Source organism: Xanthobacter sp. 126 (assembly GCF_000526175.1).
In the GTDB taxonomy this organism is placed as follows: domain Bacteria; phylum Pseudomonadota; class Alphaproteobacteria; order Rhizobiales; family Xanthobacteraceae; genus Xanthobacter; species Xanthobacter aminoxidans.
On sequence record NZ_JAFO01000001.1, the window covers coordinates 5,158,018 to 5,172,699 of the forward strand.

General features: G+C 68.8%; 12 protein-coding genes. 9 read left to right on the forward strand and 3 right to left on the reverse strand.

Annotated features, from left to right (window positions below; translation table 11 throughout):
• Window positions 1-7 precede the first annotated feature (7 nt).
• From XAN126_RS0124370 to XAN126_RS0124390, 5 genes are read left to right on the forward strand one after another with little or no spacing between them, the layout of a single operon-like run.
• Window positions 8-874 (forward strand): branched-chain amino acid ABC transporter permease, encoded by an 867-nt coding sequence (locus tag XAN126_RS0124370; RefSeq protein ID WP_024281164.1) that lies wholly within the window; start codon window positions 8-10, stop codon window positions 872-874.
• On the forward strand, window positions 871-3,399 hold the full coding sequence (locus XAN126_RS0124375; RefSeq protein ID WP_024281165.1) for a branched-chain amino acid ABC transporter ATP-binding protein/permease: 2,529 nt from the start codon (window positions 871-873) through the stop codon (window positions 3,397-3,399). Before XAN126_RS0124370 ends, XAN126_RS0124375 begins: the two co-directional genes overlap by 4 nt.
• Before the next feature lie 50 nt (window positions 3,400-3,449).
• Complete coding sequence (locus tag XAN126_RS0124380; protein ID WP_024281166.1) at window positions 3,450-3,887, forward strand: cupin domain-containing protein; 438 nt, start codon at window positions 3,450-3,452, stop codon at window positions 3,885-3,887.
• The gene (locus XAN126_RS0124385; RefSeq protein ID WP_024281167.1) at window positions 3,884-4,834 is read left to right on the forward strand and encodes an NAD(P)-dependent oxidoreductase; all 951 of its coding nucleotides are present in this window, start codon (window positions 3,884-3,886) and stop codon (window positions 4,832-4,834) included. Before XAN126_RS0124380 ends, XAN126_RS0124385 begins: the two co-directional genes overlap by 4 nt.
• Before the next feature lie 14 nt (window positions 4,835-4,848).
• Window positions 4,849-5,556, forward strand: a complete 708-nt coding sequence (locus tag XAN126_RS0124390; RefSeq protein ID WP_245272332.1) for an SDR family oxidoreductase — start codon at window positions 4,849-4,851, stop codon at window positions 5,554-5,556.
• Between the two features lie 63 nt (window positions 5,557-5,619).
• On the opposite strand, the gene XAN126_RS0124395 is transcribed toward XAN126_RS0124390, so the two are convergent.
• On the reverse strand, window positions 5,620-6,615 hold the full coding sequence (locus XAN126_RS0124395) for a LysR substrate-binding domain-containing protein (protein ID WP_024281169.1): 996 nt from the start codon (window positions 6,613-6,615) through the stop codon (window positions 5,620-5,622).
• Between the two features lie 302 nt (window positions 6,616-6,917).
• Here XAN126_RS0124395 and XAN126_RS0124400 point away from each other — a divergent pair, with 302 nt between their 5' ends.
• From XAN126_RS0124400 to XAN126_RS0124415, 4 genes are all read left to right on the forward strand, one after another.
• On the forward strand, window positions 6,918-8,714 hold the full coding sequence (locus XAN126_RS0124400; RefSeq protein WP_024281170.1) for a thiamine pyrophosphate-binding protein: 1,797 nt from the start codon (window positions 6,918-6,920) through the stop codon (window positions 8,712-8,714).
• Window positions 8,704-10,410 (forward strand): FAD-dependent oxidoreductase, encoded by a 1,707-nt coding sequence (locus tag XAN126_RS0124405; protein ID WP_024281171.1) that lies wholly within the window; start codon window positions 8,704-8,706, stop codon window positions 10,408-10,410. The genes XAN126_RS0124400 and XAN126_RS0124405 overlap by 11 nt, the downstream gene beginning before the upstream one ends.
• Before the next feature lie 32 nt (window positions 10,411-10,442).
• A complete protein-coding gene (locus XAN126_RS0124410; RefSeq protein WP_024281172.1) occupies window positions 10,443-11,345 on the forward strand; it encodes an NAD(P)-dependent oxidoreductase in 903 nt (300 codons plus the stop codon).
• A gap of 106 nt (window positions 11,346-11,451) precedes the next feature.
• Window positions 11,452-12,264, forward strand: coding sequence for an IclR family transcriptional regulator (locus tag XAN126_RS0124415; RefSeq protein WP_051460681.1), 813 nt, complete (start codon window positions 11,452-11,454; stop codon window positions 12,262-12,264).
• A gap of 219 nt (window positions 12,265-12,483) precedes the next feature.
• On the opposite strand, the gene XAN126_RS0124420 is transcribed toward XAN126_RS0124415, so the two are convergent.
• Both XAN126_RS0124420 and XAN126_RS0124425 read right to left on the reverse strand, forming a co-directional pair.
• Window positions 12,484-13,302, reverse strand: a complete 819-nt coding sequence (locus tag XAN126_RS0124420) for a MipA/OmpV family protein (protein ID WP_024281174.1) — start codon at window positions 13,300-13,302, stop codon at window positions 12,484-12,486.
• Window positions 13,295-14,680 carry a sigma-54 dependent transcriptional regulator gene (locus XAN126_RS0124425; RefSeq protein WP_024281175.1) on the reverse strand — a complete coding sequence of 462 codons (1,386 nt, stop codon included), beginning with the start codon at window positions 14,678-14,680 and terminating at the stop codon, window positions 13,295-13,297. The genes XAN126_RS0124420 and XAN126_RS0124425 overlap by 8 nt, the downstream gene beginning before the upstream one ends.
• Window positions 14,681-14,682 lie beyond the last annotated feature (2 nt).

A 14,682-nucleotide genomic window follows, 5' to 3' on the forward strand; every position in this document is an offset into this window, starting at 1 on the left:
ACGCGTCATGGAGATCATCCTGTCGCAGGCCGCCAACGGACTTGTATTGGGATTCATCTACGTCCTGATCGCCGTCGGCCTGTCCATCACCTTCGGCATGCTCGGCATCGTGAACTTCGCCCATGGCGCGTTCTTCGCGCTGGGAGCCTATTTCGCCTACGAGCTGAAGATGCGGTTCGGCTGGCCTGCGGTGGTGTTCGCGCCCCTGCTGGTGGCGGCCATCGGCATCGTGGTCGAAATCGTGGTGATCCGGCGTCTCTACGGCAAGGACCCTCTGGTCAGCCTTGTCATCACCTTCGCCCTGGCGCTCCTGATCGAGGCGATCATCCGCTTCGTCTGGGGCGCCGACGGCAAGCCGCTTGCGCCGCCGGAGTTCCTGAGCGGCTTCGTCGAGCTCGGCCCCATCTTCATGACGCAGTACCGCGTGGCTGTCCTCGGCTTCACCATCCTCGCGCTCGTGGCGTTGTGGGCTTTCATGAATTTCACGCCCTACGGCCGCATCCTGAAGGCCGGCAGCCGCGATCCTGAAATGGTGGATATGCTCGGCATCAACCTGCCGCACGTGCTCACCGGCGTGTTCGGCCTCGGCTGCGGTCTCGCCGCTCTCGCCGGAGTGCTCGCCGGCCCGCTGTGGACGGTGTCTCCCTCCATGGCTGCCAACGCCATCATGCCCGCCTTCGTCATCGTCGCCATCGGCGGTCTCGGCTCCTTCGCCGGAGCGTTGGTGGCGGGCCTCGCGGTGGGGGTCGTCATGTCCCTCACCATCCAGTTCTGGCCCCAGGCCTCCACCGCCTCGATGTATGCCCTGATGCTTCTCGTGCTCCTGCTGCGTCCGCGCGGCCTGCTCGGCACCCGCTGGGAGCGTTTCGAATGAAACCGCTCCTGCGTGCACTCACTTCGCCGGTGGCGATTGCCGGCGTGACGCTCGTCGCCCTCACCGGCCTCGCCGTCCTCACCGGCGCCGCCATCAACCACGTCACCCAGATCGCCATCTATGCGCTCTACGCCGTGGGCGTGAATGTGCTGATCGGGTATCTCGGGCTGGTGCCGTTCGGCGCCTCCCTGTTCTTCGGCTGCGCGAGCTACGCGGTGGCGCTCACCCTCGGGCGCGTCCTCGGCAACGAGATACTGGCGCTCGCCTGGGCCATCCTGTTCTCGCTGCTGCTGTCCGCGGTGCTGGGCGCGATCATCCTGCGGCGCAAGGGGCTCTATTTCTCGCTCATCACCCTCGCCTGCTCGCAGGTGGCGTTCGAGATCGCCTTCAAGTGGACCGAGATGACGGGCGGCGAGAACGGCATCCAGAACGTGCCGCGCCCGCTGTTCCCCGATGCCGTCGCCTTCCACTGGTTCACGCTGGTGGTGGTGGTGCTCGGCCTCGCCGTGCTGTGGCAGCTGGCGCACACGCCATTCGGCCGGCTGATGCAGGCCGTGCGCGACAACGAGCAGCGCACCACCATGCTCGGCTACAACACCTTCGTCATCCGCTGGATCGGCTTCTGCATCAGCGGCATGGCGGTGGGCGCGGCCGGCGGTCTCCTCGCCATGATGCTCCAGGGCGCCTATGCCGACAACATGAGCTGGCAGCGGGCCGGCGACCCGGTGCTGATGGCGGCGCTCGGCGGCGTGCATCATTTCCTCGGCCCGATCTGGGGCGCCATCACCTTCCTCATCCTGGAGAACGAGCTCAGCGTCATCACCGAAAACTGGTGGCTGATCTTCGCGCCCATCATCATCGTGTTCGCGCTTCTGTCGCCGGAAGGCATGGCCGGCATTGTCCAGCGCTTGCGCCGGCGCGAAGGCTGGGCGCTGACCCGCAAGGGCATTCCCCCGCGTCCCGCGGTCATCCGTCCCTATGTATCGGCGCTGGCCGGCAGGGGCGCGGCGTCGAGCGAGCCGGTGCTCTCGGTGCGCGGGCTCAGCAAGAAGTTCGGCTCCATCGTGACGCAGGCCGACATCTCCCTCGATGTCCACGCCAACCAGCTGCACAGCATCATCGGCCCCAACGGCGCGGGAAAGACCACCTTCTTCAACATCCTCACCGGGCTCATCCGCCCGGATGACGGCCGCATCCTGTTCGAAGGCGCGGACATCACGACGCTGAAGCCGCACCAGCGCGCCCAGCGCGGCATCGCCCGCTCGTTCCAGATCCTCAGCGTGTTCCCGCATCTCACCGTGTTCGAGAATGTGCGGATCGCCGTCGCCCGTTCCCGCGGCTTCTGGCACGGCTGGTGGCGCGACGCGTACCGCGATGACGAGACCAACATGAAGGTGTGGTCCGCCCTCGCCGCCGTGGGCCTCGCCGACCGGGCGGCGGACCTGTCCTCCGAACTCTCCCACGGCGAGAACCGCCTTCTGGAGATCGCCATCACCCTCGCCGGCAACGCCTCGGTGCTGCTGCTCGACGAGCCGCTGGCGGGCCTCGCCGAGACCGACCGAAAGGTGGTGAGCGACCTCATCGTGCGGCTGTCCAGGAGCCATACCGTGATGCTCATCGAGCACGACATCGATCGCGTGCTCTCCCTGTCGGATCGCATCACCGTGCTGCACCAGGGCCGGCTCATCGCCGATGGCAAGCCGCAGGTCGTGGCCCGCAATCCCGAGGTCATCTCCGCCTACATGGGCAAGGCCAAGGGTGACGCCGGCACCGAACGCGAGAGCGTGCGCCCGCAGGTCCGCACGGAGGCTCCCGCCGCCGCGAAGCCGGTGCTCCTCTCCTTCAAGGACGTCTGCGCCGGCTACGGCGGCGGCACGGTGCTTGAGGGCCTGGACCTGGAGGTGCGGGAATCCGAGGTGGTGGCGCTGCTCGGCCGCAACGGCGTCGGCAAGACCACGGCGCTGCGCACCATGATGGGCGCCATCCACGCCCACGAAGGGCGCGTCACCTTCGCCGGCGAGGACATCACGGCACTTCGGGCGGACCGCATCAACCGCATGGGCATTTCCATCGTGCCCGAGGGCCGGCGGCTGTTCCCCAATCTCACGGTGCAGGAAAACCTGGCGCTGGCCGCCCGCACGGGCGGTGCCGGACTGGACGAGGTCTGCGATCTCTTCCCCAAGCTGCGCATCCTCATGCGCAACAAGGCGGAGAACCTCTCCGGCGGCGAGCGGCAGATGGTGGCCATCGCCCGCGCCCTGATGGTGCCGAGCCGCCTCATCCTGCTCGACGAGCCCTATGAGGGCCTCGCCCCGGCCGTGGTGCAGGAGGTGAAGGAGGCGGTGCTGAAGCTCACCACGCGGGCCAGTCTCGTCATCGTCGAGCACCACGCGGAGGAAGTGCTGGCCATGGCCGACCGCGCCTACGTGCTGGTCAACGGCCAGGTCGCCTTCGCCGGCACGGCGCAGACCCTCGCCCACGACATTGCCTTGCAGGACCGCCTGCTCGGCATCGCGGCCGCCTGATCTCTTTCACAAACAGCGGCGGGCGCGGGCCCGCCACGGAGAAGACGAAAATGACCCTTGTCGTTGCCGACCCCCATGCCCACGCCGACGCCACCAGCAAGCCCGAGGCGGTGACGCGCAATCTCGGCGAACTGTTGTGGATCCAGTATCCCGGCCATCACGGACAGGCGCTCTCCAAGGCCATCGTCACGCCGGACCTCGTGGGCAGCCGCTTCTTCGACCACCGCATCTCCTGCTACGAGCCGGGCGCGTTCGTGGAGAGCCACGTCCACAAGGTGCAGGAGCAGATCTATCACGTGCTCTCCGGCGAGGGCGTGCTGGTGGTGGATGGCGAGCGCCGCCTCGTGCGGTCCAACGACGTCACCTACATCCCGCCCGGGGTGGTGCACGAGTTCCATTGCACCGGCACCGACACGCTGGTTTTCCTCGTCATCACCAGCCCGCCCACCGACGATGAGCCGGCGGCGAAGGGCGGAGCCGGCGCATGAGCCGCATTCTCGTCACCGGCGGCGGCGGCTGGCTCGGCAGCGCCATCGTCCGCGCCCTCCTGGCGCGCGGCCACGCGGTGATCGCCACCGACGTGGTGATCCCCCCGGCGCTGGAGGCGCTCGCCGCCTCCGACCCGCACCTGACCTGCGCCACCGCGGATCTCGGCGAATGGCCGCAGGTGGTGGGCCTGTTCCGCGCCCATGCCCCCGACGCGGTCGTGCACTGCGCGGCCATCGTGGGCGTCGTGCAGTGCGCCGACCTGCCGCTGAAGGCCATGCGCGTCAATGTGGAAGGCGCAGTCAACGTGTTTGAGGCCATGCGCCTCTCCGGCGTGAAGCGGATGGTGCACGTCAGCACGGAGGAAACCTACGGCGACTTCACCGCGCCGGTGATCGACGAGGACCACCCGCAGAAGCCCACCAGCATCTACGGCCTCACCAAGCTGGCGGTGGAGCACTATGGGCGTGCCTACGGGCGCGACCACGGCCTCGAATGCATCAATGTGCGCACCTGCTGGGTCTACGGCCCGCATCTGCCGCGCCCGCGGATGCCCAAGACCTATATCGACGCCGCGCTGAAGGGTGAGGCGCTGCGCATTCCGGCCGGCGGCGATCTGGCCGTGGATCAGGTCTACATCTCCGACACCGTGGCCGGCGTGGTGCTGGCGCTGGAGAAGCCGGAACACCGCTTCGACGCCTACAACATCGCCACCGGCGCCGCGCCCACCCTCGCCGACGTGGCGGGGCTGGTGAATGCCGCCGTCCCCGGTGCGCGCATCACGGTGGACCCCGGCCCCTATCTCCACGGCGGCCGCATCCTGACCGCGCGCAAGGGCGCGCTCGACATCTCCCGCGCCCGCGCCGAACTCGGCTACGCGCCCCAATACGACATCGCGCGCGGCATCGCCGAGATGATCGCCATCAGCCGGGCCGCAGCCGGCCTCTGAAAGGAATGCGCACCATGAGGCCCCTGGCCATCGTCATCGGCGGAACCCGCGGGATCGGCCTGTCCTGCGTCAACCGCCTCGTCGCCGACGGATACGCCGTCGCCAGCACCTATGTCTCGGCCGGTGCCCCGCCCGAGCAAGAGCACGTGCGCGCCTATGCGGCGGACGTGACGGACGAAGCCTCCGTCGCGGCCCTGTTCGCGGCGGCGAAGGCCGATTTCGGGACTGCGCCGCGCGCCGTGGTGGTGAATGCCGGCATCAACGTGCCACCCGCCCCGCTCGCCGATTTCCCGAGCGCGGATTTCGCCCGGCTCCTGAGCGTGAACCTCACCGGCGCCTTCAATGCGCTGCGCGAGGCGGCGCGCCATGTGGAGGACGAGGGGGCCATCGTCGCGCTCTCCACCTCGCTGGTGCGCCGGCCGCTGCCGGGAGCCGGCCCCTACATCGCCACCAAGGCGGCGGTGGAGGCGCTCGTCCGCTCGCTCGCCATCGAGCTGGCACCCCGCCGTGTGCGGGTGAATGCGGTGGCGCCCGGGCCGGTCGATACCGATCTCTTCCGCTCTGGCAAGAGTGATGAGGCGGTGAAGCGCTCGGCCGCCCTCAGCCTGTTCAATCGGGTCGGCCAAGCGGATGAGATCGCCGAGGTGGTCAGCTTCCTCGTCTCCTCCAGGGCGAGCTGGATGGACGGGCAGATCGTCCAGCCCAACGGCGGCCTGGTCTGAGCTAGCGCCATGCCCGTGCCCGCCCCACTGTCCAGCGCCATCCCGCGCCAGATCGTTCTTGCCTCAGGCGGGAAGGGCGATGCGCGGCGGCTCCGGCGTGGCCCGGTCGGGCTCCTCCGGATCGGACAGCTCGACCCCCTGCCACCGGCCGCGCTCCACCAGTTCGCGGACGAGCTGGATCAGCTCCGCCCGCACCAGGGCGGTCGCGTCGGACATCTTGTCGGCGGGCTGGGAGAACATGTAGTTCGGCCGGGTAATGGACGCGTTGCTGATGCGCAGGCAGCGCCAGGTCTTGCTCTGCGCGGACCCGTGCACATGCACCGCCGCCATGGGCTTGATGGTCGCGCCCATGCCCTGCGACAGGCACGACATCAGGAGCGGCAGGGAGTCGATTTCGGCGAGGGGCATCAGCTTGATGTTGAGCCGCTCGTACTCGATCTCGATGCGCCGTCTCAAGCCATGTCCCTGGCTGGGCAGGATCAGGGGCAGGTCGACGATCTCCTCCAGCGTGATGGTATCGCGCCGGCGCGGGAAGAGTGGACTGTTGCACGGCAGGATGACGAACAATTCCTCGGTCAGCAGCGCCGTGCGGCTCCAGTCCGGCACGGCGGCGGGACCGAACAGAATGGCGAGGTCCAGCTGACCGCTGATGGCCATGTGCTGGATGTGGCCGCTCAGCCCCTCCACGATGTTCACGCAGACGCCCGGAAACCGCTCCTGCATCCGCTCGATCAACGGCATGCCCACTTGGCACAAGGTGGTGGGCGCAAGGCCGACGCTGACCCGGCCGGTGGTCTCCGCCGTGTTCTGGCGGGCGAGCGCCAGGGCATGGTCCAGCTGGCGCAGGATGAACTTGGCGTGGCGGAACAGGGTGTGGCCGTTGCTGGTGGGGCTCACGCCCTTGGCGGAGCGCACCAGCAGGGGTGCCCCCACCTCCTGCTCCAGCCGCGCGATCTGCTGGCTCAGGGCCGGCTGGGCGATGAGAAGCTGGCGCGAGGCCTTGGCGAAGCCCCCGCACTCCACGATCGCGACGAAGTACTTGAGCTGTCGCGTATCCATGCGCGCGTTCCCTCCTCCACCCGTTCTTCTTCTGGCCGCCCCTCCGGCTGGCACGAGCGGATGCCCTGGAGAGACGGCGCCCGCAATGAAGCGCCTATTCGGCAATGTCGCAAGAGCTTTGACGCCCCGCCGCCGGATACCGCATGACCGACGAATAGATCCCTCCGCGCGGCTTCCAAGGGGACCAGCGAGCCCCAACACCCACCATCATTTCATATTGCGAGTTCATATATCGCATTATGAAGTGAACCCGAGATCAAGAGAAACGGCGCCGGGCGCCGGTCAAGGAAGAGGACACTCCCATGCCCAAGGGCGCAGAACTCATCACCGAATTCCTCATCAAGGAAAAAGTGCCTTACGTGGTCGGCATCTGCGGGCACGGGAATGTGGGCATGCTGGACGTGCTGCATCAGGCCCGCTCGGACATCACGCTCATCTCCCCCCGGCATGAGCAGGTCGCCGCTCACATGGCAGATGGCTATTTCCGGGTGAAGCACGCGCCGCTCGCCACCCTCACCTCCTGCGGTCCCGGCTCCGCCAACATGGTGATGGGCACGGCGGTGGCGCTCACCGATTCCTCCGCCTTCCTCGCCATCACCGCCAACGTGCCCACCAGCCAGTTCAACCGCAGCCCCTTCCAGGAGCTGAACCGGCACAACCAGGCTGATTTCGCCAACGTCATGCGCCCGGTGGTGAAGCGCTCGTTCCAGCCGACGCGGGTGGACATGCTTCCGCTGGCCCTGCGCCAGTCCATGAGCACCATGCTGTCGGGCCGGCCCGGACCGGTCAATCTCGACGTGCCGTTCAACGTGTTCCAGGAGGAGGCCGATATCGGCCTCGAACCCGGCGCGCCTGCACTCATCAACGAGCGCCGCAGCGCCGCGGCACCGGAGGACGTGGCGACCGCCGTCGACCTCATGCTCGCCGCCGAGCGGCCCGTGCTGTTCATCGGCCACGGCGTCGCGCTTTCCGAAGCTGCGGATGAGCTCACGGCGCTGGCGCACCTTCTGTCGATCCCGGTCATCAGCTCGCCGAACGGCATGGGCTGCCTCGACATGGAGGACCCGCTCTCCCTCGGCTTCATCGGCCGCAACGGCGCCTATCCCGCCAACCAGGCCGGACGCACCTGCGATCTGGTGATCGCCGTGGGCGCGCGGTTCGACGATCGCTCGGCCTCCTCCTGGATGCCCGGCTATTCGTGGAACTTCCCCACCTCCAGGCTCATCCATGTGGACGTGGACCACGCCGAGATCGGCCGCAACTACGCGCCGACCCTGCCGATCCTCGCCGATGCCCGGTCCTTCCTGCGCCAGGTGCTGGCGGAACTCGACCGGCGCCGCGTTCCGGCCGGCGCGCGGCTCGCGCCCTGGCATGCCCTGATCGCCGGCTGGCGTGCGGAATGGGAGGCATTCGTCGCGCCCGGTTTCGAGATCGACAGCACACCCATCCGCCCCGAGGCCATCGTGCGCGCCTGCGCCGAGGTGCTGCCGGACGACGCCATCCTCACCTTCGATGCTGGCGTTCACCACAATTGGTTCATGCAGTTCTGGAAGGCCCGCCGGCCCCAGACCATGCTCAACAGCTGGGGCTATTCGGGCATGGGCTTCGGCCCGGCGAGTGCGCTCGGGGCGAAGCTGGCGGCACCCGACCGGCCCGTGGTCTCGGTGTGCGGCGACGGCGGCTTCACCATGGTGCCCCACGTGCTGTGCACGGCGGTGGAGTACAACATCCCCGTGGTCTGGGTGGTGTGGAACAACTTCGCCTGGGGCGCCATCCGCGACATCCAGTATGGCCTGTTCGAGGGCCGCGAGCTGGGCACCGCCTTCTATCGCGGCGAGAACGGCGAGCCCTACAATCCGGACTTCGCGCTGTGGGCCAAGGCGGCGGGCGTCGAGGCCGTCACCATCACCCGCACCGCCGATTTCGCCGAGGCCCTGCGCATCGCGGTGGCGTCCGGCCGGCCCTATCTGATCGACGTGCATGTGGACGCCAACGTCCGCCCGCCCGCGACCGGCGCCTGGGCATTGCCGCCTGTTCCGCACAAGGAGCCGGTGTTCGGCCGCCGCCTGCTGCCCGGCGATCTCGACCATGCGTTCTGAAGACCAGAGCAGCCCCGCCGCCGCGCCGGATGCCTACGACGTGGTGGTGATCGGCGCCGGGGCGGCCGGCCTCGCTGCGGCGGCCACCGCGGCGGCGCGGGGGTTGTCCGTGGCCGTGGTGGAGAGTTCGCCCTTCGTGGGTGGCACCTCCGCCATTTCCGGCGGCATGGTCTGGGCGCCGGGCAACGACAAATCCCCGCAATTGAACGACAGCCCGGACGCCGTGCGGCGCTATCTCGGCGCCACTGTGCCGGGGGATGCCGGGCGGGAGGCGCGGGAGGCCTTTCTTGCGCGCGCCGGGGAGGCCGTGGCCTTCCTGGAGCGCAACACCGCCGTGCGCCTGCGTCCGGTGCCATCCTATCCCGATTATTATCCCGACGTTCCGGGGGCGACGGCCGGCGGCCGGGTGCTGGAGCCGGTACCGTTCGATGCGCGCCGCCTGGGCCAGGCCTTCGCCCTGCTTCGGCCGCCCCTGCCGGAATTCACCCTGTTCGGCGGCATGATGGTGAGCCGCGCCGACATCCCCCACTTCCGCAAGGTGGGGCGCTCCCTGAAATCGACGCTCCGTGTCGCCCGGCTGATGGCCGCCTATGCCCTCCAGCGGCTCTCCGCCCCGCGCGGGACCACCCTCTATCTCGGCAACGCGCTCATGGCGGCGCTGCTGCGTTCCGTCCTCGACCGGAAGGTGTCGCTGCTGCTCGCGACGGCGGCGGTCGCGCTGGAACGGGACGAGAATGGCCGCGTCTGCGGCGTCACGGTGGAGAAGAACGGGGCGCGCAGGGTCGTGCACGCCAGACGCGGTGTCTGCCTCGCCTCGGGCGGATGCTCGCGGGATGACGCGCTCCGGGCCGCGCACCTTCCGGCCGCCGCCGGCCGCCTCACCGCCACCGTCGCTTCGGGCGCACCCGCAGGCGGTGTGAGGCTGGCGCTGGAAGCCGGCGCGCGCCTCGCCGAGCCGGCCGGCAACAACGCCTTCTGGGTGCCAGCCTCGCGCTTTCGCCGCGCCGATGGCAGCGAGGCGGTGTTTCCCCACACCGTGACGGATCGCGGCAAGCCGGGCCTCATCGCGGTGGACGCCACGGGTCGGCGCTTCGTCAACGAGGCCTTGTCGTATCACGAGTTCGTCCTCGCCATGCTGCGCGCGGGCAATCGGGCGGTGCCGGCCTTTCTCATCTGCGACAAGGACTTCCTCTGGACTTACGGCCTCGGCCGCATCCGCCCCTTCACCCTGTCGGTGCAGGCGGAACTGGACAGCGGCTATCTGAAGACAGGCGCCACCATCGAGGCGCTCGCCGAGCGCATCGGCGTGCCGCCGGACGTGCTCGCGGCCACGGTGACGCGCTTCAACGCCCATGCACGGGACGGAAAAGACCCCGAGTTCGGGCGCGGCGGCGACATCTACCAGCGCCATTTCGGCGATGCGGACGTCAAGCCCAATCCCAATGTGGCGCCCATCACCGCCGCCCCGTTCTACGCGGTGGCGGTGCATCCGGCCGATCTCGGCATGTCGCTCGGCCTCGCCACGGACGCCGGGGCGCGGGTGCTCGACGCGAACGGCGCGGCCATTCCCGGCCTCTACGCCTGCGGCAACGACATGAACTCCATCATGAACGGGGCCTATCCCGGCCCCGGCATCACGCTCGGGCCGGCCATCACCTTCGGCTACGTCGCTGCCACCAGCCTCGCCGCAGCCTGACCCCCAAAACCAAAAAAACGGAAGGACACGCCATGTTCGAGAACGTGCTCATCACCGGCGCCAACGGGCTGCTCGGCCGGGCGGTGGTGAAGGAGATGCAGGGCCGCACCCGTGTCACCGGCTTCGACCTCACGGCCGGCGATGCGCCCATCTCATGGGAAACCGGCAACCTGACCGATGCCGCCGCCGTCGCCCGCGCGGTGAAGGGCAAGGACGCCATCCTCCAGATCGCCGCCATCCCCAACATCTGGTCGGGCGGCGGCGAGAAGATCATGCAGGTCAACGTGGTCGGCCTCTATCTGCTGCTGGAGGCGGCAGAGGCAGCCGGGGTGCGCCGGGTGGTGATCTGTTCGTCGGATTCGGTGCTCGGCTACACCGTGCGGGAAGGCAAGATGGTGCCTCCATCCTATCTGCCCGTGGACCTTGCTCATCCGCTCAATCCCACCGATCCCTATGCGCTGAGCAAGCTGATGGGCGAGGAGGCGGGGCGCAGCTTCGCCACCCGTGGCATGGAGATCGTGGTGCTGCGCCCTGTCTTCGTCGCCTATCCCGAGATGTATGGCGAGATCCGCGCCCGCGCGGCCGCGCCCGAAACCTATCGCGGAACCCCGGCGGGCGGGCCGTCGTCCGCCGGCGGCGGGCCATGCTGGCACCATGTGGACCCGCGCGACGCGGCGCGCGCCTTCCGGCTGGCGCTGGAGATGAAGAACGTCACGTTCGAGCGCTTCCTGCTGTGCGCCAACGTCACCCTTTCCCCCGAACCGACGCTGAAGCGCCTTGCGCGCCTCCTCGGCCGCACGCCGGAGGTCCGGCGGCCGGAGGTCTACGCCCGCAACCCCTTCGCGCCGATCTATGACCTCGACCCAGTGCGCGAGCGCCTCGGCTTCGACGCGGAATTCGACGCGCGCGCCATCGCCATACCGGCCGCGGCCTGATGGTGACGTGACTCCGCTTGCCGCATTGCCGGCCCCCTTCCGGCGATGCGCGCAACAGGTGTATGGAAGGCACAAGTCAACCTTTGGCGAGGAAAGGACCGCGCCCATGCCGCCAGCCGTCAGCAAGGAGGACAAGGGCGAGACCACCGGCGAACGCGGTGGCGTTCAGTCCATCGAGCGTGCCGTCGCGATCCTGACCGAGGTCTCGCGCAACTACGGCATCAGCCTTGCCGATCTGTCCCGTGCCGTGGGTCTGCACAGCAGCACCACCTTCCATCTGGTGCGGACGCTGGTCGCCGAGGGCATGGTGCGGCAGGATCGCGAGACCAAGCGCTATCACCTCGGGCGCACCATCTACCAGCTCGCCGCCAGCGCCTCGAGCGAGGTGGAGCTGGTCTCCGCCGCGATGCCCTTCCTGGAGGACCTCGCGACCCGGACCCGCGAGTTCAGCCATCTCGCCCTGCGCAGCGGTCATGACATCATCATCGCCGCAAAGGTCGCGGGAGACGGCGCCTTCCAGATGACCGAACGCAACGGCTCCGTGCGCCCCGCCCATGCGACGGCAGTCGGCAAAGTGCTTCTTGCCGCCATGGGCGATGGGCAATTGGCGCGCTACCTGGAGAGTGCCCCCTTCGCGGCCTTCACCGCGCGCACCATCACCGATGCCGAACGGCTGAGGGCGGAGATCACCAGCGTGCGTGCCGCAGGCATCGCCTATGACGACACCGAGTTTCACGACGAGGTCCGCTGCCTCGCCGTCCCCATCCGCGACTTCCGCGGCGAGGTGGTGGCGGCAGCCGGCGTGTCGGGGCCGGTCTGGCGGCTCAGCCTGCCGCGGCTGCACGAACTCGCCGCGCAGGTGAAGGACACATCCGCGCTCATCTCCCGGGAGCTTGGCCACCGGTCCGGGACGCTCTGACACCCCAACGTCCCGCTGCACGATGGGCTGTCCCCGGCTCCGCCGCCGGACGCTGCCGCACGCCCGCAACTCGAACCGCAAGGAAGCGATCAAGGTAACGCCAGCCGGCACGCGAATCCCTGCGTGCGCCTCCGAGCGTCGCCACCTCCGCATGCCACGAGCACGGCGCAGCCCCGCTCCGGTCGTAGGCCATCACCCCATCGGCCTGCCGATCCGGCGTCAGGGGCTCAACACGAACGAATGCTCGAACCCCACCCCGATGGTGATCTGGTTGGGGCTTCCGGACAGTGTCGTCACGGGGCTTGCCGCCGCGGCCCCCGCCAAGCGCTGGTAGCTGCCGTAGAGGGTGGTCGTCCAGTCCGGGGACACCTCATAGGACAGGGACGAGGTGAGGCCGACGGACTTGATGCCGCCACCGGGCGCGTAGGGTGCGATGTGGCCGTTCAGCACCGCGGCGAGGGGCGAAACACCGAACTCCGTCTGCATCAGCGTGCTGTCGGCCAGCGACAGGCGCGGCCCGATGGACCAGGTGAACAAGCCCTTCTTCTGCACGACATCGGCCGAGAGGTTGGCGGCAAGGCCACCGGAGCTGCCGAGGCCCTGGAGCACCTCCACGCGGGTCCGCAATACGCCGGCTATTGGCCAGTATTCGGCGAATCCGCCCCCCTCCAGCGCCCAGGAATAGCCCGGCAGTCCAAGCAGGACGCCGCTCGGCCGCCCCTCGCGGATGCCCGCGAGCGGGCCGAGGCTGAAAGCGCCAAGATTGAACAGGCTGAAGCCGAAATTGTCGTCGGGCGCGCCGAAAGTCGCCGGCTCGTCTGCGCGCCGGATGTCGAACGAGGGTGAGAAGAACGGCCCGAAGGTCCGCGCACCGTCAAAGGACGGCCCCAGACTGAAGCTGCCGCCAAGCGTTACGATCCACGCGTCGGCTGCGGCGGACGTGGTCGAAGCCGAAGCCGTGCCGGCATCCTGCGCCTGCGCCCCGCACGGGACCGAAACGGCCAGCATCAGGAAGAGTGCGGGAAGCGGCCTAGCCATCGCCGGCTCCAGCCACCTTGTCGATCTTGATCGCAAGCTTCTTGATGCGATGCCAGAGGCTGCGCTCGGTGATGCCGAGTTTCTCGGCGGCACGGGCCTGCACGCCGCCGCTGTCCTTGAGGGCCTTCAGCACGAATTCGCGCTCGATGCGGGTCAGCTCGCCGTCGAGATCGCCGTTGAGCGTGTGAGGCTGTGCATCGGCTTCGCCGGTCGCCTCGAACAGCAGCAGGTCGCTGGGACCCACCAGATCGCCCCGCGCCACGATGGCCGCCCGCTCCATGCAGTTCTGCAGCTCTCGCACGTTCCCCGGCCAGCGGTAGCGCGTCAGCAGGGCCTGCGCCTCGGGGGACAGACCCTTGATGCGCTTGCCCATGTCGCGCGCCGCGGCGGCAAGGAAATGGTCGGCGAGGAGCACGATGTCGTCGCTGCGCTCGCGCAGCGGCGGCAGGGGGATGGGGAACACCGCGAGGCGGTAGTAGAGGTCCATGCGGAAGGTGCCGGCCGCGATCTCCTTCTGCAGATCCTTGTGGGTGGCGGCGATGATCCGCACGTCCACCGATACGCTCTTGCTGCTGCCTACAGGTTCGAAGCTCTGCTCCTGCAAGGCGCGCAGCACCTTGGCCTGAACCGGCAGCGGCATGTCGGCGATCTCGTCGAGAAAGAGCGTGCCATGGTCGGCGGCAGCGAAGCGGCCCTCGCGGGCGCCGGTGGCTCCGGTGAAGGCGCCTTTCACGTGGCCGAACAGTTCGCTCTCGATCAGGGTCTCCGGAATGGCGGCACAGTTGACGGCGACGAAGGGCAGGTCGCGCCGTGGGCTGTTGTAGTGGATGGCCCGGGCCACCAGCTCCTTGCCGGTGCCGCTCTCGCCCAGCAGCAGCACGCTGGCGCGGCTTGGCGCCACCTCCGTGACTTGGCGCAGCACGTCGCGGAAGGCCGGGCTGTCGCCCACCAGATTGTCGAAGCGGTAACGTCCCTCCAGCTCGGAACGCAGCCGCGCATTCTCGCTTTCCACGGCCTTGAGCCGCAGCGCCCGCGCCATGGTGGCGACCACGTCGTCGAGGTCGAGGGGCTTGGCCACATAGTCGAAGGCGCCGTCCTTGACGAGGTCCACCGCGCCCCGCACGGAAGCATAGGCTGTCATGATGATGACCGGCAGGTCGGGCCGCTCCTGCTTCAGCGCCTTCAAGAGGTCGCTGCCGCCCCGCCCGGGCATGCGCAGGTCGCTCAGCACAAGGTCCACCGGCTGGCTGGCGCAATAGGCGAGCGCCCTGGCGACGGTGTTGGTGGAAACGGCTTCGAAGCCGCGCTCGGCGAGGGCTGCCTCCAGCACCTCCCCGTGGCGGACCTCGTCGTCGACGATGAGTATCTTCGCGGCCATAC